The sequence below is a fragment of the Variovorax paradoxus genome, from assembly GCF_022009635.1.
Classification (GTDB): domain Bacteria; phylum Pseudomonadota; class Gammaproteobacteria; order Burkholderiales; family Burkholderiaceae_C; genus Variovorax.
Genome location: NZ_CP091716.1, coordinates 4,792,812 through 4,812,151 on the forward strand (window position 1 = coordinate 4,792,812; position 19,340 = coordinate 4,812,151).

At 65.4% G+C, this 19,340-nt stretch carries 7 protein-coding genes; 1 reads left to right on the plus strand and 6 read right to left on the minus strand.

The genetic code is table 11. The features are described from left to right. Window positions 1–14 precede the first annotated feature (14 nt). Window positions 15–8,891, minus strand: a complete 8,877-nt coding sequence (locus L3V85_RS22175; RefSeq protein WP_237674859.1) for a hemagglutinin repeat-containing protein — start codon at window positions 8,889–8,891, stop codon at window positions 15–17. Between the two features lie 244 nt (window positions 8,892–9,135). Next, the gene (locus tag L3V85_RS22180) at window positions 9,136–9,402 is read right to left on the minus strand and encodes a hypothetical protein (protein ID WP_237674860.1); all 267 of its coding nucleotides are present in this window, start codon (window positions 9,400–9,402) and stop codon (window positions 9,136–9,138) included. A gap of 99 nt (window positions 9,403–9,501) precedes the next feature. Here L3V85_RS22180 and L3V85_RS22185 point away from each other — a divergent pair, with 99 nt between their 5' ends. Next, entirely contained in the window at window positions 9,502–9,708 is a 207-nt protein-coding gene (locus L3V85_RS22185; protein WP_237674861.1) for a hypothetical protein, read from the plus strand. A gap of 32 nt (window positions 9,709–9,740) precedes the next feature. Here L3V85_RS22185 and L3V85_RS22190 read toward each other — a convergent pair whose 3' ends face one another. The 4 genes from L3V85_RS22190 to glgX form a co-directional block, all read right to left on the minus strand. Further along, the gene (locus L3V85_RS22190; protein ID WP_237674862.1) at window positions 9,741–10,067 is read right to left on the minus strand and encodes a cell envelope biogenesis protein TolA; all 327 of its coding nucleotides are present in this window, start codon (window positions 10,065–10,067) and stop codon (window positions 9,741–9,743) included. Between the two features lie 61 nt (window positions 10,068–10,128). Further along, a complete protein-coding gene (locus tag L3V85_RS22195) occupies window positions 10,129–15,306 on the minus strand; it encodes a malto-oligosyltrehalose synthase (RefSeq protein ID WP_237674863.1) in 5,178 nt (1,725 codons plus the stop codon). Then, a complete protein-coding gene (treZ, locus tag L3V85_RS22200) occupies window positions 15,296–17,164 on the minus strand; it encodes a malto-oligosyltrehalose trehalohydrolase (RefSeq protein WP_237674864.1) in 1,869 nt (622 codons plus the stop codon). Before treZ ends, L3V85_RS22195 begins: the two co-directional genes overlap by 11 nt. Beyond that, window positions 17,161–19,323: a glycogen debranching protein GlgX gene (glgX, locus tag L3V85_RS22205; protein ID WP_237674865.1), complete on the minus strand. Its 2,163-nt coding sequence runs from the start codon at window positions 19,321–19,323 to the stop codon at window positions 17,161–17,163. Before glgX ends, treZ begins: the two co-directional genes overlap by 4 nt. Between the last annotated feature and the right edge of the window lie 17 nt (window positions 19,324–19,340).

Genomic DNA, 19,340 nt, shown 5'->3' on the forward strand with positions numbered 1-19,340 from the left:
TGTCATTTTTTCTCCTAATATTTTGGAAATTTGAATTTCGCCGGTTCATTTCTATTAATATCACGAACACTAGGACTATTAATATCGACCGAGGCAGTGCTTGGGCTGGTTTTTGTCGCCTGACCAGCGGGCCGATAAAGAATAGCGGTCCCATCAGGCATTTTTGCCAGCCAGCCGCCACCAATTGGCACAACCACCAACGGCGCTTGGCCATTGAATGCATTTTTTGCAAACTCCTCAGCCGTTTGATTTGGATTGGCTGAGGGCGGCATCGGAATTGGCGTTCCCACCCCACCGATGCCAGGAGGCAAATTCCCACGACCATCGGTGATGGAAGGGGGAACAGAGTAAGTTAGATTAGAGTTTGGAGGAACTGCTCCTGCCCCAAACCCTTCATTAACAACTGCTTCGATGTCTGGGATTTTTTTTCCAGGGATTATGTATGAAGGAAGAATCAAACCCGGGATGCTTGTGCCGCCCTGTTGATTGAGGTCCGCTGGCGGAAGAGGACTCACCGATGGCCCCCCTATCTGCGGCAGTAGGCCTCCCGCCCCAAACCCTCCATTGTTAAAGTCATACCCCAGCGCTACAAGCAAGGAAGCCAAAACGGGACTGGCGGCCAGTACAGTTTCAAACTTTGGAGATGTAAATTTTATTTGCCCAAGCGATCTGGGCAATTCGGTATTTGGCTCTCCCGTTCGAGGATCGATAAGAGGCGGCGGTGAAATATCTGGGGTGCAAACTGTGCCAAAACAGAAGCGATAACCGATTGGCTCAGTGGCCAGACCGCCGATGAGGGTATCACCCCGTGCGGCGTTCTGCTGATTCACACTCTGTTGATAGGCTGCGGGATCATCGTACGCTTGACGAATCAAGTTTTGAATTTCAGGCTGCGCGAGGTAGTTTTGTATTTTCTCAAAAATCTGACGCTGAGCGGGTGGCAGATCCTCAGGCCCTAAGCTCAGAATCTTGTCAATGGAAGATTGCAATTGTGTAGCGCCTGAGACCACTCGTTCTGCATCGGGGTGGTTTCCGGCGCTCGTTGACGCGTTCGCAGGCGTGCTGAACAGAATTGATAGCAACGATGCAGTCGTGGGAATTTGCCCAGTAAACGCCTGTGTGATCTGCTGCTGCGCACTAATGCTGCGCATTTCCCTCTCGCGGTCCATCATTTGCAGCGCATTGCTGCTGTCCACGCCAGTGCGCACGTTTGTGTTGCCCGCAATGCCTGATATGCCGCTCTGAGTGATGCTGCTCAGGTTGACGTGGCTATTACCGAGGCCTGCGCTTGGCGAGCCAGACGAACTCACCGATACGCTGTATCCGCTGCCTCTGAACACATCGTGATTGAGTAAGTCGCGCATCGTGAGGCTACCGCTAGCGAAGCTGTTCTTGCCGCCATCAACCGCTGCATCGGTGCTGCTGATCACGCCGCCCACGATATTGGTGTTGCCGCCCACCTTCACGTCGAAACCGCCGTCACCCGCAAGGAATCCGCTCTGTTTCGTCGCGCTCGCAAAATCGCCGTCGCCACGAAGGTTGTGCGCGTTAGCGCTAACGGTGCTCTCGCCATAGCAGTACCAAACGCAGATGGTGGCGCTGAAACCGGCCCCACTGTTTTGGCTGTGATACGTGCTGGTGTCCTGCAAGGTCTCGATCTGGAGGTTGCCACCCACCACGGCATTGATCCGATTCCCGGAGACGGTTGCGCCACGCAAGGACGTGTCGCCACCGCTGATGATGTTGACCTGCCGTCCCGCGCTCACAGTGGTATTCGTCCAACTGCGGTCGGTGCCGTTGTCGCGCCCGCTTTGACTTCCCGCGGCCACTTCAATGGTCAGTCCGGTGGTCGCCCCAACATTGAAGCCCACTCCGACGCTGCCGCTGCTACTGCGGCTTGTAGAGCTCTGACTGCTGCTGTTCGCCACAGCCTCCAGCGTGACGCTATTGTCCGCCGAGAGATTGACGCTCTTGCCAGCACTGATTTCGCTGCCGCGCACAAGGATATGGGAATCCTTGCCGCCACCGGTGGCCGTGATCGTCACATTGCCACTGGCCTGTACGCGCGAAGCAAGCGCGATATCACCGTCTTGGGTGCTGGTGGTTTCGCTAGACGCTCGACCCAGCATCAGAGTGGCGCCACCAGTCAGACTCTGAGCCCCCTGGCCGCTTGCGAACCCGGCCACATCGTTGCTGATCCCCTGATAAGTCGAATAGCCGCTGAGCGCCATGCTGGCCGCCCCCAGCGCCTTCATCCGATCATCCTTGGTGTCCTTCATTGCCTGGGAGGTGTCCTCCAGGTTGCGTAGCGTGTCGATCAGCGGCGCCTTGAAGCCCAGCGTGATCCCACTTTGCGAGAAGCTCTGCGTACTCTCGCTGCGACTGGTCTCGCGCGCCTCAACGATTTGTACGTTGCGCGCCTGGATGTCGATATCACCGCCCGGCGCGATCACATCGCTGCCCACCTGGCGATATTGATTGCCGGCGGTGATGATGACATTGCCCGAGATGGCCCCGACCGTGCTGCCAACCGCGGTCGTTTCGTCGGTATTTCGCGTGCTGCGCGAGTCCTGTCGACCCCAAGTCCAACCAGACCCGCCGTCGAACATGCCACTTCGCGACTGCTGTCGAACGTATTGGCTGTCGCGAGTTTGGGTCGCGGCTTCGATCGTGACATCGTTGCCTGCCCAAAGCTCTGTTCCCTTGTCGCTCACGACGTTCGAGCCGCGAATTTTTATGTCTTTGCCCGCGTCCAGGATGACCGTCTTTCCACCCAGGCTACTGCCGATGACGCTCGTCGAGTTGAAGCTGCCTTGCTCCGTGCGCTTCTCGCCACTACGCGAAATTCGCAGCCCCTCATTCAACGCACTTGTCGATTGACCCGCATCGATATTGATGTCGCGCTTCGCTGCAATGCCGAGCTCGCCATCGGTGCTGTTGATCGCGCCCGCTCGCACGTTCACATCCCTCTTGGCCGTCAGGCTGATGTCTCCAGTTGCCTCGATGCGAGTTCCGAACTCTTGCGTACTGGCTTCCGCACGATAGTTGCCAGCGCTGCGAATGGTCGCCTCCTGCCTGGAGGTGGTGACCGTGCCCAGATTGATGTCCCGGCCTGCACCGATCTCGGTTGTTCCTTCCTTGCCGCTGTTGGAGATCAGCGCGCCGATCAAGTTGACATCGCGTCCAGCCGAAGCCACCAGCGTGCCCTTCGGATCGCTCACGTAGAGACCCGCAACCCGGTCGACGATGGTCGCGCCGCGCAGGCTTGCGGCCCCAGGCTGAATGTCCATTGCCAACGCGCCGCTGCTGGTCGTGGTGCGTACATTGATGTCGCGGCCGGCCTCGATCTTCAGCTTGCTGTCGGCATCGATGATCCCGCCGATGTTGTTCAGGTCGGTCCTGGCGTTGAGATCGACGTTGCCGCCGGAGATGCGGCCATTCAGGTTCTGGATGTTCTCCGCAGTGATCTTGACCGTGCTGCGCCCGGCGACCGTGCCGCTGTTGACCAGGTCACCGTCCAACTGGATGTTGACCTCCTTGCCGGACAGCAAAGCCCCGGAGCCGTCGATGTCGCCGTTCTTCACGCGCACATAGACCTGCGGGACCAGCACGCGCTGGATGCTGCCGTCCGGAAGCGTCACGGCCTGCTCCACCAGCCAGACGATGTCGCTGGTGAGCTGGGCCATCTGCGTATCCGTGAGAGCGATCCCGGGGCGCAGGCCATACTGGCGCGCAACGGTAACGCCAGCGTCCATCAGCGCGGCGTACTGCTTCTCGTCGCTGTCATAGCCATCCAGATAGCGGTAGCCCGTCAGTTGGGCCAACTGCTCGCGGACCAGGCGCTGTTCGTAGTAGCCGTCACCCAGACGCTTGAGGGTGTTGTCCGGATCGAGCCCAAGGTTGTTCAGCAGGTAGTCGCTGCCGAGCCAGTTGCGGTAGTTGGCGAAGCGTGGGTCGGTCTCGACGAGGTAGCGACTCGATGCTCCCGAAAGAGTCCGGAACAGGCTGGCCGTGGGCAGGGCCAGGCCTGGCATGGTGGTGCGTACGACCTGGGACGTGCCGGAGCTGGCCGTCAGCTTGACTTCGATGATCGGCGGGACGATGGGTCCGTTTGTTCCTGGTGCGTGCCCACTGCCGTTGACACCGCTGGCGCCGGCCACGCCTTGATTTGTTTTACCGGGAGCTAAGGTGCCGGTGGGCGTGCCGCTTCCAGAGACGGCGACATTGCCATCTTGCCTTGCGGCAGCCAGCGTGACCGTGATGGGGGTGGAGACGTTGTAAGGCGTGGGCATCGGCATGTTGCCGCTGCCGTTGTTGTAGTACTGCCAGCCGGTGCGATTTTGCGAGCCCGAGACTTCGAGGTTCTTGTCGGTGATCTTTCCGCCAGTCACATTCAGCGCGCCACCAGCCAGGATCTGACTCATGTCGTTGGTGCCGCTATCGACGGCAATGTCCATCTTGCGGCCGGCGACGATGCGGCCGGGCGCAGACGTCTGCAAGACCGGGGTGGTGTTCGATTCCGAGTAGGTCCAGGAGTAGTACGCACTGGCCCGGCTCTCGTAGACATACTTGATGAAGGCTTCCGTCACAGCATCCAGCGCCTGGTGGGCCTCGAGATAGGCCGCGCGCTGAGTGTCATCAGGTGTATCGGTGGCCGGAGGTGCCACGCCGAATGTGGCCCAGATCGGATTGGTGCGGGAATACCACGCGCCGGGTTCGTTGATGTCCTCCTGGAAATCGGTCCCGACCGGACGCGAACCATGCAGATCGCTGCTGTTTTGCGGCGCCTTCGCGTAGTAGGTCTTGAAGCGAGACATGGGGTACTTCGCGGACGGGACGACGATGCCCGCGAACGGCCCAATGATGGGGCCATCGGGCTGACCGATGAAGCTCGGCCACAACCCACCCATCATGCGCACGAAGTCGTAAGACGCGGCCGCGACACTCACGAAGGCCAACTGGTCGACTGTGTAACGTGTAGCACTTCCAGGCAATGCGTACTCGGTGATCGAATCGCTCGCCTTGCCGCCTTGCATTGCCCAGGTCACGCCGCCATTGGTGTTGTTCAGGACCGAGGTCCTGATATCGACGTCCCGGGTCGCCTCGATGGTCGCGGCATGGTTGTTCACCGTGCCGGCCGAACCGCTGGCTTTGCCGTCCACGAGCGCGCCACCGATGGCAAGATCCCCATCGCTGAAAATGAGCGCCCCGTCCCGATTGTTCAGATTGGTGACGCCTAGATCCAGGCGCCGACGCGCAGCAATGGTGCCTGAGGAAGCCACGCCCCCCACCGTCTCTGTCTCGTTGTTGAGAGTGACGGCGCCTATCGAGATCTGATCGCCGTAAATGCGGCCGGTGCCTCGATTGTTCAGCGTCCCGGCATTGATGCTGGTGGTCTTGCCATCGATCACACCGCGGTTGGTGAGTGTGCCCGAGGCCTTCAGGATCGTGGTCTCGCCCTGGATATCGCCGGTGGCTGTGTTTTCTATGTCCTTCGCCGAAAGCTTCAGTTCCTTACCAGCAGCGAGCCGGCCGCTGTTGGTGATGTTGCCGGTGGTCGAGAGCGTGAGGTTTTTGTTGGCGACTGTCTCGCTGCCGGCCGCGAATGAGATGTCCTGCTTGACGGCAAGGTCCATGTCGCCCAGCGACAGCAGTTTGCCGTCCCAGGTGACTGCGCCGGCTTCAAGGACGACCTTCTTGCTGGCAACCAGAGTGCCGCCGGTGTTGACCACCGAGAGGCTCCCGGGAGTGCCAGGGTCCTGCACGGTGAGCGTGTCGCCAGCAGAAACCAGGCCCTGGGAGTTGTCGATCTTTGTCGTGCTGGTCAGCGTGGCATTGCCATCGGCGCGGATTGCGCCGAACTTGTTGGTGAGCGTCGCCGCCGTGATGCTGACGCTCGTGCCTTCGATGCCCTGGTCTGTACCCTGGGAGTCCTTGTTGATGACACTTCCGGCATTGAGGGTGGTCGTCGCCGTCGAACGGATCAAGCCGCCGGTATTGGTGATACCGCCGGCATCGATGCCCAGGTCGCCCACCGCCAGCGTCTTGCCGCCGCTGTTGTCGTAGTTCGCGCCGTTGGTGTTGATGGCGACCGTGGACTGGCCGAACACTTCACCGCCGCCCGTGTTGGTAAAGCCCTGGGTCTTGGCATCAAGTGAATTCTTCGCGCCGATGAAGCCGGCCGTGTTGGTCACCGTGCCTGTCTTCAACTTCAGAGTATCTGCGCTGGTAATGCCGCCCTGCTTGGTGGTGTAGTTAGCTGCGTTGGTGTTGGTGAGGCTCTGACCATTCGTGTCGATGGTCATCGCACCGCCTGACTGGATCAGGCCTGCGTCGTTGACCAGCGCGCCGGAACTCAACGCCACTGTCGTGGTCGCGGTCAGCGTGCCGTGCGTATTGTCGAGTTGGCCGTTGCCCGTGGCGACGGAGAGGCTGTTGCCGCTGAGCTTGCCCTCGGTGTTGTCAAGCCCGCTATTCTCAAGTTCGACCGCGCCTGCCGCCAGCAGGCTGCCTGCCTTGTTGCTCGTCGCGCCGATGGTCTTGATGCGAAGATTGTTGGTCACCGAAGCGAGCGTGCCGGAAGAGTTATCCAAGCTCCCGGCATCCACAGTGGCCGCACCATCGGCAGCCAGCGTGCCTGCGATATTGAACACAGCCCCCGTCGCCGTCACCTTCAAGGTGCCGGGCGTCACGACCTTGGCCCGGCTGGTGGTCACATTGCCGTTGGCTGCCGTGATCGCGATTTCAGCACCATTGGTTTCACTGCTCGAGAGGTCAACACTCGCGCCCTGGAGGACAGTGTTGCCCGCTGCGAAGTTGGTCCCGTTGGCAATGAGCGCGCCAGAAGCGGCAATGCGCAGATCGCCGGAGCCGCCAGAGCTGCCGTCGTTCTGCACGCCGGCACCGAATACGCCTGTCCTGCTGCCTTGCACGCTGCCGGCAACGATCTGGGTATTGCGTCCGGCAGTGATGCTGCGATCGTTGATGAGCGCGCCTGAGACATTCAGTGCGGTGTCGTTGGTGCCGCGGACAGAGCCGCTGTTGCTCAGCGAGCCGGCCTGAATGGATACATCCTTGGCCGCACCAATGGTCCCCGCTGCATTGATCAGTTGACTGGCAACGACCAATTGCGTGTTGGCACCGGCCGACTGGATGCCGCCCTTGGTGTTGTCCAGGGATGCCGCCGAGAGTGCAACGTTGTTATTGGCAATCAGGGTGCCCGACGTGTTGTTGGTCGCGCCGACGATGCCTGCGGTCAACGCGCTGGTGGCCGAGATGGTGCCGCGCGTGTTGTCTGCGTTGCCGCCGATCGCCAGATTGACATCGCCATCGCTGGTGAGCTTGCCGTCGACGTTGATGAAGTCGCCGGTGGTGTTGATCTGCAGGCTGCCCGCGTTGAGCTTGCCGCCCATGTTGTCGAAGGTGCCGACGTTCGCACCGAAGTTCTGACTGACAGTGAGGGTCCCGCCCGCATTGCTGAAGCTCGGACCCGCAACCGCCATCGTCGCAACATTGAGCAGGCCGCCTGCATTGTTGACCTGCGGCGTGTTGAGCGTGATCGGACCGCCCGCGTAGATCTTGCCGCCGTCATTGGAGATGGTGCCACCGGCGGTGATGACGCCTGGCGCGGGTGGTGCGTACGTGGTCGAAGCGGGCGCTCCACTCGCACCGCTACTGCCGTTGTCTGGCGCCGATGCCGATGCCGTGCTGCCACCGCTGACTGGATTCGCAGTTCCAGGGCTCGTGTTGCCACTGCCGCTTGCTCCGACACTCACAGGTTCGGCGCCAATCACTCCGCCGTTCGTATTGCTCAAGATCGGCGAGGCGATGGTCAGGCCGGCGAAACTGGTCTGGCGGATCGTGCCGCCACGGTTGTCGATGTCGCCCGGCGTTGTCAGCTCGATGCGCTGTCCTTCGAGCGTGCCGATGTTCTCCAGACGACCGGCTGCGGTGACGACAAGACCGCCAGCCCCTGCACCGATGTTGCCGGCATTGCGTACGCCCAGGCCTGCTTCGCTTCCGACCAATACGATCTTGTTCGCGTACATCCCTCCCAGCGCTGCCACGTCGAGCGCAAAGGTCGGCGCGACTCCCGTGCCTGCCGTAGGCGTGATCTGGCCGTGATCGGCACCGACCTCGTTCGCACCGGTCACCACCTTCAACTCGCTGGCCCAGATCCCGGCATTCACCTGCACCGCTCGCGCCAGGATCGCCGCATAGTCCGTCTTGCTGGCATCGAGCCCCGCCCCATCGATCGTGACGGTCCCGCCGCGCACCAGGAAGCTGTCGAGCCCGCCCAGCGCATTGAATTGCGGCGTTCCCGTCGTCAGCGTTGCCCGCGAAGCGTTGATGAACCCGCCTCCGTCCACGCTGATCCCCGCCGGGTTCGCGATGATCACCTCGGCGCGCTGTCCGCCCACCTCGATGTAGCCGCGCAGTTGGCTCGGCGAACCGCCGTTGACTTCGTTGAGGATGATGCGCGCCGCCCCCGTCGCCAGATTGGGGTTCGCCTGCACGAAGCCGCCAAGCTGCGTCTGCACGTTCGCCCGGCTGTTGTTCAGAATGGCACCGTTCGGGCCGACGCTGAACTGGTTGTAGATGTTGCGCGAAACGCCCGCTGCGGAGGGCGTCTGGATGTTGACCAGCGGCACGCCGTTCGGCGCGACCAGCACAGTGGGCCGCTGGTTGCCAGGCACGTTCGGAGCACCGACGATCTGCGCATGAAGCGGTGCCACCGCCAGCGAGCCCGCCAATGCCACACCGGCAAATACACCGCCTGCCACGGAAGTGGCCTTGCTTGCCCCCTTGCCGGTGCTGCTCGCGGTCTCCTGAACCACCATCCGCATGCCTCTGGCTGCATTGAAGACGACGCGGTGCAAATGACGGTTCATTTTTATTCCCTCTCCCTGATAGTTGGTCGCTCGCGACGTCATTTGTGACCAAATGACACACGGGGCGCGATTATCTAGGGGCGCTCAGCACATAAGAGGCAATAAGTCACACTTCAAATCATTGATTTGAACTTTCTAATTCAAGACTAATACATATGAATTAGCCAAGGGAGGTCGGGCCGATTCAATAGTTAGCGTTCGTCAACGATTTGCACAATTCAGATCGCCGGGCGTTTGAAGCCAATCAAGCCTGCCCCGCCCCGGCCCGCTCATGCACCCACCGCATCGCCTGCTGCTCCGCATGACGCAGCGCCTCGGCTTCGGTCCCATAGGAAACGTTGTCGGTGTCGTCGGGCAGTTCGATGTCCGGTTGCTCCGGCGTGCGGCCCTTGCAGACCACCACGGGGCGGTAGGTCTGGTCGTCCAGCCGCTCGGCGCGGCACAGGAAAAACCGGCCGAGATAGGTGAAGGTGACGAAGCGTTCGTCGAAAGGTGGTGTCGTTGTTTCCATGTCTGATGCTCCTTCCTGTGCGTTGTAGGTTCTGCTCTTGGATCAGGCCGTCGAACTCGGCCTACAGACAGGCGAGCCGCACGGGATCATGGTGAATCCATGAAACACCCGATCGAACTCACCATCCAGGAGCCGTTGCCGGGCGCCTATGTCTGGCAATTGCTCGAAACCGATGAAAAGGGCGAAAGCCCTCGCCTGCTGCGCCGAGCCTTCGACGCGGCGGACAACTACGAGACCGCGCTGTCCGCAGGACAACGCGCGCTGAGGAGCGAAATCCGTCAGCGCGCTGGGCACGGTCAGCACTGAGGCCGAAGAAGGGCCTCAGGCTCGGCCCTTACTTACTTGGGCGTTCCGCCGGGCACCGGCTTCGGCTTGCCGGGGCGGCGCGCGTCGCGGGTCTCGGCGCGTCGTTCGCCTGCCGCAGCGGCGCGGTCGTTCCCGATGGCGCCACCTTCGGGCGTCTTGGCTTCGTCACCCGCCGCGGCTGGAACGCCCTTCTGCGGACGGCGGTCCTTGCGCGCTTCGCCCGCCATTTCAGACTTGCCGGTGGCATAGCCCGGCGTGTTGGGCGGCACGGCCGCTCCGGGCGGATTCGATTGGGCATGAGCCACGCTCGCGATCAAGCCGGCCATCAGCACGGAAAGGACGGACAAGGATTTCGTCATCGGGAACCTCCTGAGTAAAAAAACCAATCAACGCCGGAGATTCGGCGACGCCATCCGCCGCTCATGTAGGAATTCGACCCGCATGCTTAGGAGCACGCACCTTGAATGCGGCCCACGGGATGCAACCGAACGCATCGGCAAGCGGCAGCGATGCATCGCCACCCGCGCGGTGCGTCTCGCCGGTCAGCAGGTTCTGCAACTGCGCGCCTGCAAGCTCGTCGGGCAGCCGCACCGATGTGTCGCTCCAGGTCTGCGCCTGCGGCAACGAAGGCTCGGCGAAACCGCCGGGCGACAGCCCGACGAAGAGCCGCCCTGCGACGACCACCAGCATCTCGTCCCCATGCCTGCGCGCAAAGGCCACGACATGGCGTTGCAGCGCGCCTTCCACCGCGAGCCCTTCGTAGCCGCCATCGCGAAACAGCTCGGCGTGCTCGCGCCGCAGCGACAGCAGCCGCCAGATGAACCACAGCTTGGCGCGACCGTCATGCGGCGACGCGGCCAGCGCACGCACTCGCGCCGCGAGCCCCGGCGTATCGCCGGCCATGGCCTGCAGCTCGTCGAGCCGCTCTTGCCGCGCCGCATAGTCCACGGGCCGGCGGTTGTCGGGGTCGACCAGGCTCAGCTCGATCAGCTCGCTGCCCTGGTAGAGATCGGGCACGCCGGGCGATGCGTACTTCAGCAACGTGAGCGTCAAGCCGTTCCACGCGCCGAACCATGCGAGCCGGTCCGCGAAGAGCTGCATGTCCGACAGGCAAGCGCCCTCTTCCATGTTCCGCAGCACGCCGCGCACGAAGCCTTCGAGCGCCGCTTCGTAGTGCGCGTCGGGCTGGGTCCAGCGCGTGCGCAGCTTGGCTTCGCGCGCGGCCTTCTGCATGTACTGCCAGAGGCGGTCGGCAAATGCGGGCATCGTGGCCTCGTCGATGCCGCCCACGGGCAGCGTGCCCAGCAGCGTCTGATAGAAAAGATATTCGTCCGCGCGGGAGGGGGAGTCTTCAGCCTCCAGCCTGCGCCGCATGTCGCGGCACAGGCCGTGCCAGCGGGTCAGCGCCAGCACCCAGTCGTTGGGCATTTCGGAGAGCACGTCGATGCGGTTGCGCACGTCTTCGGAGCGCTTGTTGTCGTGCGTCGACGTGGCCAGCATGGTGTGCGGCCAGCGCAGCGCGCGGTCGGCGCTGAGCGCGTGGAACTCATCCACCTCGAAGCCGAAATGGTCGGGCTCGCCGCCCACTTCGTTGAGCGAGCTCAGCGGAAAGTACCGGTAGAAAGCGGTGTCTTCCACCCCCTTGGCCGTGACCGGCGCGCTGAACTGCTGGAAGCGCACCGCAAAGCGCCGCACCCGCTCGGCCAGCTCGCGCGGCGCGCCCGCCACGGCCTCGCCGCGCAATGCGCCGCGCACGAATGCGAACACCGAGCGGTCGGCATCGCTGCCCTGTCGCTCCGCCGCCTGCGTGGCCTCGTCGATGAAGCGCTCGTCCTGTGCCGATGGTTTCTCGACGATGTAGGTGCGGTACACCGGCATGCAGGCGGCCACGTCGGCCAGCGCGCGGCGCAGCGCATTGAGCGTGTAGTCGCGCGTGGCGCGGTCGGCCCGCGCGATGCGCAGCAGTTCGCTCGACAGCACGTTCAATTCCGACGACAACGCATTGCGCATCACCTCGCGCCGCCCCGCCTGCGACAGCGCATGAAAGCTCTGCGTCTCACCGGTGAAGCGGCGCCACGCATGGCCAATGGTCTCGGCTGCCGATGTGTCGACCAGCACGCCGTTGGCCACGTTGGCGAAGCGGTAGCCGGTGGTGCCGTGCACATGCCAGCTCACTGGCACTTCCTCATGGCCCGCCGCGATCTTCTCGGCCACCACGTACAGCGGCCGCGCCGGCCGGCCCTGCGCATCGTGCGCGGGCAGCAGCAGCCCGGCGCGCCGCGCATAGCCCTGCTGCAGCTTCTCGAAGTAGCGCGCGGGATCGTAGAGGCCGTCGGGGTGGTCGATGCGCAGGCCGTCCACCGTGCCTGCCGCCGCAAGATCGAGCGCGAAGGACTGCGTGGCCTCGAACACATCGTCGCGCTCCATGCGCACTGCAGCAAGGTCGTTGATGTCGAAGAAGCGCCGGTAGTTGATCTCGTCGGCCGCCACGCGCCAGTGGGCCAGCCGGTAGGCCTGTGCCTCGATCAGTGCATGCATCGCATCGCGCGCTTCAGGCGTGGACAGGTTCAGCTCGGCCACAGCGGTCGCCAGGGCCTTCGCGACCGACGGATGCCGCTGCGCAAGGCGCGCGAGCCGAGCCTTCAAAAGCTCCTTGTCGCGCGCACGCTCGGCACGCGACTGCGGCTCCACAGCCTGACGCCCCGGAAGGTGTCCGAATGCGCTGGCGATACTCGCGAGGCTGGCTGCGTCGTCGGCGGATTCGTCGAGCTGAGCCAGCGCCCGCGACAGCACCGTCGGATAGCTCTCCGGCGCCAGCGGAAAGCGGTGGCCGAAATAGCCGATAGCGAAGGCGCCCGCATCGGCCTCGAAACGCAGCACCAGTTCGCCGCTGGCCAGCACCTCGCCGTAGTGGCCGCCGAGCACCGGCAGCAGCACCTTGCCGGTCAGCTCGATGTTCAGCGGCTGCCAGTCGATGTCGAAGTGCTGCGCATAGAGCGAGGCCGGGCCGTTCTCCAGCACGTCCATCCACCATGCGTTGTCGGCGCCGAACACGCCCATGTGGTTGGGCACCATGTCGAGCAGCTGTCCCATGCCGTGCGCCTTCAGCGCCGCGACGAAGCGCGCGAAGCCCTCTTCGCCGCCCAGCTCCGGGTTGATCTCGTCGTGCGCCACCACGTCGTAGCCGTGCATGCTGCCCGCGCGGGCACGCTGGATCGGCGAGCAGTAGACGTGGCTCACGCCCAGCTGCGCGAGGTACGGCAGCACGCGCACCGCATCGTCGAAGCCGAAGTCCTTGTGGAACTGCAGCCGGTAGGTGGCGCGGGGCACGCGGGCGCGCAGATCCGCTGGCGCTTCCTGAGCGGCGTGCGTCCGGCTCGCTGGGCGCACGGCACGCAGTTGCGCCGCCAGCCCCAGCATGCGTTCGCCCGTGGCCAGCGCATGCAACGGCATCGGCAGCTTGCGCCGCCAGTTGGGCTGCTCGTCCACGGTGCCGGGCATGTTGGCCTGCTCGACCACGCCTGCCACGTCTTCCAGCTGCACCATCATCAGCGTCGACGGCGTCGTGGCGAGCCAGGCGTGCACTGCTTCCACCACGCGCGGCGGCGGCAACGCAAGGCCCGAAGCCTCGGCGATCTCCTCGCGGCTCAGCAGGCCGGCCTGCTGCACGGCCAGCATCAGCTCGATGCGCTCCTGCGCGCGGTCGAGCAACTGCTTGTCGAAGATGCGCTCATCGGGAAACAAACCCAGCGAGAGCCGCACGCGCAGGTCATGCCCGGCCCACCAGCCCGCGAAGGTGGCGAGGTCGTGCGTGCTCACGGCAACCAGCGCTGCCGGCGGATACACGGCCGGCGGCTTGAAGCCGCTGCCCTGGTGCCTGTCGAGCCGTTCGAAGTAGAGCAGGCGGTAGGACAGCACATCGGCCTTGCCCAGCGCCTCGCGCACCGCGTCTTCCACGGTGCCCAGGTCTTCGCCGACCACCATGCAGCGGTGCCGATGGCTTTCTATGGCCACGATGGCCAGCAGCTCGTCCAGCGGGTAATACACATAGGCGCCGTCTTGCGCGCCGCGGCCCGGCGGTATCCAGAACAGGCGCATGAGCCCCATGACGTGGTCGATGCGCAAGGCGCCCGCGCCGTGCATGCTGGCGCGCAGCGTCTGGATGAAGAAGCGGTGCCCGTCGGCGCGCAGCCGGTCGGGTCGCAGCGGCGGCAGCCCCCAGTTCTGGCCCGCAGGGTTGAACTCGTCGGGCGGCGCGCCGATGCTGGCCCCCCCCGCGAACACCGCCTGCGCGGTCCAGGCGTCGGAGCCGGCCCTGTCGACCGACACCGCCAGATCCACGTACAGGCCCACGCCCATGCCGAGCGCGGCGCAGCGTTCGCCGGCCCGCGCCAGTTGCCGCGCGGCCTGCCATTGCAGGTATTGGTGGAACTGCAGGCGCTGCGCATGCTGCACGGCGAATGCCGTCACTTCGGCCGAATCGGGGTCGCGGTAGGCGGCGGGCCACACCGGCCAGCCCCACATCGCGGGGTCGGCCGCGAGAAAGTGCGCATGCAGGGTCTCGAACAGCGCGTGCTGGCGCAGGCCTTCGCCGCGCTGCGCGACGAAGGACAGGAACGCCAGGCCCTCTTCGTCGGGCGCGCCGTCTTCCGGCAGATGGCGTTCGCGGAAATGCGCGAACAGCAGCGCCAGCACTTCCAACTTGGCCGAGGCCACGCCGGCGTAGTCCACCAGCGCCTCGGCCCGCAACGCCGCCAGCCGCGCCTGGAAAGCGGGCGATTCGACCAGCTTGCGCGCGGGCTCGCACTGCGCGAACTCGTCCGCCGCCTCCACGTCGATGTAGAGCGTGTTCAGCTGCTGGCGCGACGATGGGCTGTATGGGCTCGCATGCACCGGGTTGGCAGCGAACAGCGCATGCAGCGGGTTCACGCCGATGATGTCCGCGCCCTGCGCCGCCATGCGCGTCGCCAGTTCTTCGAGGTCACCGAAATCGCCGATGCCCCAGTTGCGCGGGGAGCGAAGGCCGTAGAGCTGCACCGCCGGCCCCCACACGCGTCCGCCCTCCTGCACCGCCGGCGGCCGGTAGCAGCGGCCCGGGGAGGCCAGCACCAGCGTCTCGCCGGCCAGGCCGTCGATGCGCAGGCGGTGATAGCCCGCGTCGAGCGCGAGCGTCATCGGCAGCACGCGTTCGCACAGCCAGGTGCCGTCGCGCTCCGTGCGCTGGGACTCGTGCAGCGCGAAGGCATCGGCCTCGCCATGCCGCGTGCGGCCGGCCTCATCGGTGAGTTGCCAGCGCAGCGAGCGCATGGCCAACGGCAGACGCAGGGGCACGTTCCATTCGGCGGCCGACGCATCGACCACCCGCACGGCAGGCAAGGCTTCCGCCCATCGCCCGGCATGCACCGCGCCGAGCGCGCGGCGGGCGTCTTCCGCGTTGCCGATGCGCACGCCGAACTCACCCAGCAGCGCGATCACGCTCTGCGTCGTGGCCTGGCGGCGCGTGCCGAAGGCGTCGTGGTAGGCGGTGGCAATGCCGAAGTGTTCGCAAAGCGCGGCCAGCACGCCCGACGTGTCGTGGTGGAAAGTCTCATCCACCATGCATGCCTTCCAACGTCGCGAGCACGGCGCCGCGCTCCAGCAGCAAGGCGCCAGGCTCGGCGTGCTGCACGCCGCTGCTGTAGACCAGCGCGCCGGGCGGCGCCAGCGCCGCGGCGGCGGGCCCGTCGCCGAAATGCGCGAGCAGATGCAGGCGCACGGCGGTGCGGCCTTCGCGCCCCTCCTGCGGCGGCCCGAGGTCCCAGTGCACCCGCAGCGTGCCGTTCTCGCACAGGTACACGCCCGCGCCGGTCGAGCCGGCCAGGTGCGGCACGATCAGCCGCCGACGCAACTCCAGCAATTGCTGCACTTCGCTGAACCGTGCGAAGTGGGTGCGCGAGCCCCGCTCGCGCCAGTTCAGCTTGGAGGCCAGGAAGGTCGATTCGGCATTCGGATCGGGAATGCGCGCGCGCGCCGCTTCGTCCTTGAAGGCCGCGAAGCCGCCGAATTCCGAGCGTCGTCCGTCCGACACCGCCTGCGCCAGTTCGGGCCCGAAGTCGCAGAAGTACAGGAACGGCGTCGACGCCGCGAACTCGTCGCCCATGAACAGCATCGGCACATGCGGCGACAGCAGAAGGCAGGCCATGGCCGCGCGCGTGAGCACCGGGTCGCCGAGCGCATGCAGGCGCTCGCCGAAGGCGCGGTTGCCGACCTGGTCATGCGTCTGCAGGAAAGAGACGAAAGCCTGCGACGGCAGCCGCGTGCTGGGCTCGCCGCGCCGCTCGCCGTTGCGGAAGGCCGAGGGCTGCCCCTGGTACACGAAGCCTTCGGCCAGCGCGCAGGCGAAGCGGCACACGGGGTCGTCCGCGTAGTCGGCGTAGTAGCCGTCGCGCTCGCCGGTGGCCAGCACATGCACCGCGTGGTGCAGGTCGTCGTTCCACTGCGCGGTGCCCGCCACCGGCATGCCGTGGCCGTCGCGCGCGAGCATCGAGGCCTGGTTGGCGTCGTTCTCCAGCACGAGGTGGATGTGCCGCTCGCGGCCGGGGCCGGCCTGCAGCGCCTCGCGGATCTCCTGCACGATGTGCGGATGCGAGCTGTCGCTGATCGCGTGGATCGCGTCCATGCGCAACCCGTCGAAGCGATATTCCTCCACCCAGTACAGCGCGTTGTGGATGAAGAAGTCGCGCACGGTGCGCGCGCCCTCGCCGTCGAAGTTGATGGCCGAGCCCCAGGGTGTGCGGTGCGCGGGGTTGAAGAACTCCGGGCAATAGGCGTGCAGGTAGTTGCCCTCGGGCCCGAAGTGGTTGTAGACCACGTCGAGCAGCACCATCAGCCCCAGCCCGTGCGCCGCGTCGACCAGCGCCTTCAGCTCGTCGGGCGTGCCGTAGGAAGCGTCGGGCGCGAACTGCAATACGCCGTCGTAGCCCCAGTTGCGGCGCCCCGGAAAGTCGGCGAGCGGCATCAGCTCGATGGCCGTCACGCCCAGTTCGGCAAGATCGCCGAGGCGCTCGCGCGCGGCGTTGAAGGTGCCTTCGGCGGTGAAGGCGCCGATGTGCAGTTCGTACACCACGGCCTCTTCCCACGGGCGGCCGCGCCAGGCGTCGTCGCGCCAATGGTGATGGCGCGGGTCGATCACCACGCTGGGGCCGTGCACGTCCTCGGGGTTGAAGCGCGAGGCCGGGTCGGGCACGGCCGTGCCGTCGGGCAGGTGGAACCGGTAGCTGTCGCCGTGGGCCGCCTCGGGCAGGGTCAGCGTGTGCCAGCCCTGCGCGTCGCGGGCCATCGGGTGCGTGCTGTTCTCGCCGCCGACCGGCCGGTGCTCCAGCCGCACGTCGCCGGCCGAAGGCGCCCACAGCGAAAAGGCCACGCCGCCGCCGTCGTTGACGGTGGCGCCGAAGGGCATGCGGTGCGCGCGGATCATGGCCGCACGTCCGGCCGGCTCAGCACGACCATCGAGCGGCATTGCAGCGGATAGGCCGGCTCCGCCCACGCGGGCGCCAGCGCGGCGGCGTCTTCGGTGGTCGGCGGCGGCGTGGTGCTCGCGGTGTCGACCAGCAGGCGCCATGCGCCGTGCGGCATGGCCGGCAGCGTGAACGGAATCTCGTCGTGGTGCGCGTTCATCAGGATGAGGAAGTCGTCGTCGTGCTGCTGCTCGCCGCGCGGGCCGCGGTCGGCGATGCCGCCGCCGGGGATGTACATCGCGATGCAGCGCGCGTTGGCGTCGCTCCAGTCTTCGGTGCGCATTTCGGCGCCGTCGGGCTTGAGCCAATGCACGTCGGTCACGGTCTCGCCCTCCGCCGGCTTGCCGGCGAAGAAGGTGCGGCGACGGAACGACGGATGCGCGCGGCGCAGCGCGATCATGCGTTCGACGAAAGTGACCAGCGCCAGCCGCTCCGGCGTGGGCGACCAGTCGAGCCAGCCCAGCGCGTTGTCCTGGCAGTAGACGTTGTTGTTGCCCTGCTGCGTGTGGCCGCGCTCGTCGCCCGCCAGCAGCATCGGCACGCCCTGCGACAGCAGCAGCGTGGCCAGCAGGTTGCGTTTCTGGCGCTCGCGAAGGCTCACCACCTCGGGGTCGTCGGTGGGGCCCTCGACGCCGCAGTTCCACGACACGTTGTGGCTGTTGCCGTCGCGGTTGTCCTCGCCGTTGGCCTCGTTGTGCTTGTCGTTGTAGGAAACCAGGTCGTGCAGCGTGAAGCCGTCGTGCGCGGTCACGAAGTTGATGCTGGCGCTGGGCTGCTTGCCCGACCAGCCGTAGAGATCTTCCGAGCCGGTGACGCGCTTGGCCACTTCGCCGATGAGGCCGCCGTCGCCCTTCCAGAAGCCGCGCATGCCGTCGCGGTACTGGTCGTTCCACTCGGCCCAGCCCAGCGGGAAGTTGCCGACCTGGTAGCCGCCGTGGCCCAGGTCCCAGGGCTCGGCGATGAGCTTCACGCGGTTGAGCGTCGGGTCCTGCCGGATGGCGTCGAAGAAGCCGCCGAGGTTTTCCACCTTGCCCGCCTCGCGCGCCAGAGCCGAGGCCAGGTCGAAGCGGAAGCCGTCGACGTGCATTTCCTCGGCCCAGTAGCGCAGCGAATCCATCACCAGTTGCAGCGCATGCGGATGCTCCAGGTTCACGGTGTTGCCGCAGCCGGTGAAGTCGTCGTAGTAGCGCCGGTTGTCGGCGTTCGCGATGTAGTACGAGGCGTTGTCCACGCCGCGCATCGACAGCGTCGGCCCGAGCTGGTTGCCCTCGCAGGTGTGGTTGTAGACCACGTCCAGGATCACCTCGATGCCGGCCGAGTGCAGCGTCTTGACCATGGTCTTGAACTCCTTCACCTTGCCCGAGGCGCTGTAGCGCATCTCGGGGGCGAAGAAGGCCAGCGTGTTGTAGCCCCAGTAGTTCTGCAGCCCCTTCTCGGCCAGGTGCCGGTCGTTGAGGAAGCTGTGCACCGGCAGCAGCTCGACGGTGGTCACGCCCAGGCGCTTGAGGTAGTCGACCACGGGCGCGCTGCCCAGCCCGGCGTAGGTGCCGCGCAGCTCGGGCGGCACGTCGGGGTGGGTCATGGTGAAGCCGCGCACGTGCATCTCGTAGATCACCATGTCCTGCCAGGGCACCGACGGGCGGCGGTCGTCGCCCCAGGTGAAGGCGGTTTCGAGCACGCGGCCCTTGGGCATCAGCGGCGCGCTGTCGCGGCGGTCGAAGGAGAGGTCTTCGCGCTTGCTGCCGACGGTGTAGCCGTACAGCGCGTCGCCCCAGCGCAGTTCGCCCACCAGGTCCTTGGCGTAGGGGTCGACCAGCAGCTTGTTGGGATTGAAGCGGTGCCCCTCCTCGGGCTTGTAGGCGCCGTGCACCCGGAAGCCGTAGGCCTGGCCGGGCCGGGCCTCGGGGAGGTAACAGTGCCACACGCCGTCGGTGCGTTCGCGCAGCACGATGCGCTGCAGCTCATGGCGGCCGCGCTCGTCGAACAGGCACAGCTCGACCTTGTCGGCATGCTGCGAGAACAGCGCGAAGTTGACGCCCTCCCCGTCCCAGGTGGCGCCGCGCGGGTAGGGGCGGCCGGGCCAGATGGCGGTGATGGTCGGATTGGCTTTTCTTGTCATTCAGGTGGCGGGCGGTT

Bases quoted from the DNA above. Each gene is read 5' to 3' on its own strand.
- L3V85_RS22175 (WP_237674859.1), bottom strand. From the start codon at position 8,891: ATGAACCGTCATTTGCACCGCGTCGTCTTCAATGCAGCCAGAGGCATG.
- glgX (WP_237674865.1), bottom strand. From the start codon at position 19,323: ATGACAAGAAAAGCCAATCCGACCATCACCGCCATCTGGCCCGGCCGC.
- L3V85_RS22185 (WP_237674861.1), top strand. From the start codon at position 9,502: ATGAAACACCCGATCGAACTCACCATCCAGGAGCCGTTGCCGGGCGCC.
- treZ (WP_237674864.1), bottom strand. From the start codon at position 17,164: ATGATCCGCGCGCACCGCATGCCCTTCGGCGCCACCGTCAACGACGGC.
- L3V85_RS22180 (WP_237674860.1), bottom strand. From the start codon at position 9,402: ATGGAAACAACGACACCACCTTTCGACGAACGCTTCGTCACCTTCACC.
- L3V85_RS22190 (WP_237674862.1), bottom strand. From the start codon at position 10,067: ATGACGAAATCCTTGTCCGTCCTTTCCGTGCTGATGGCCGGCTTGATC.
- L3V85_RS22195 (WP_237674863.1), bottom strand. From the start codon at position 15,306: ATGGTGGATGAGACTTTCCACCACGACACGTCGGGCGTGCTGGCCGCG.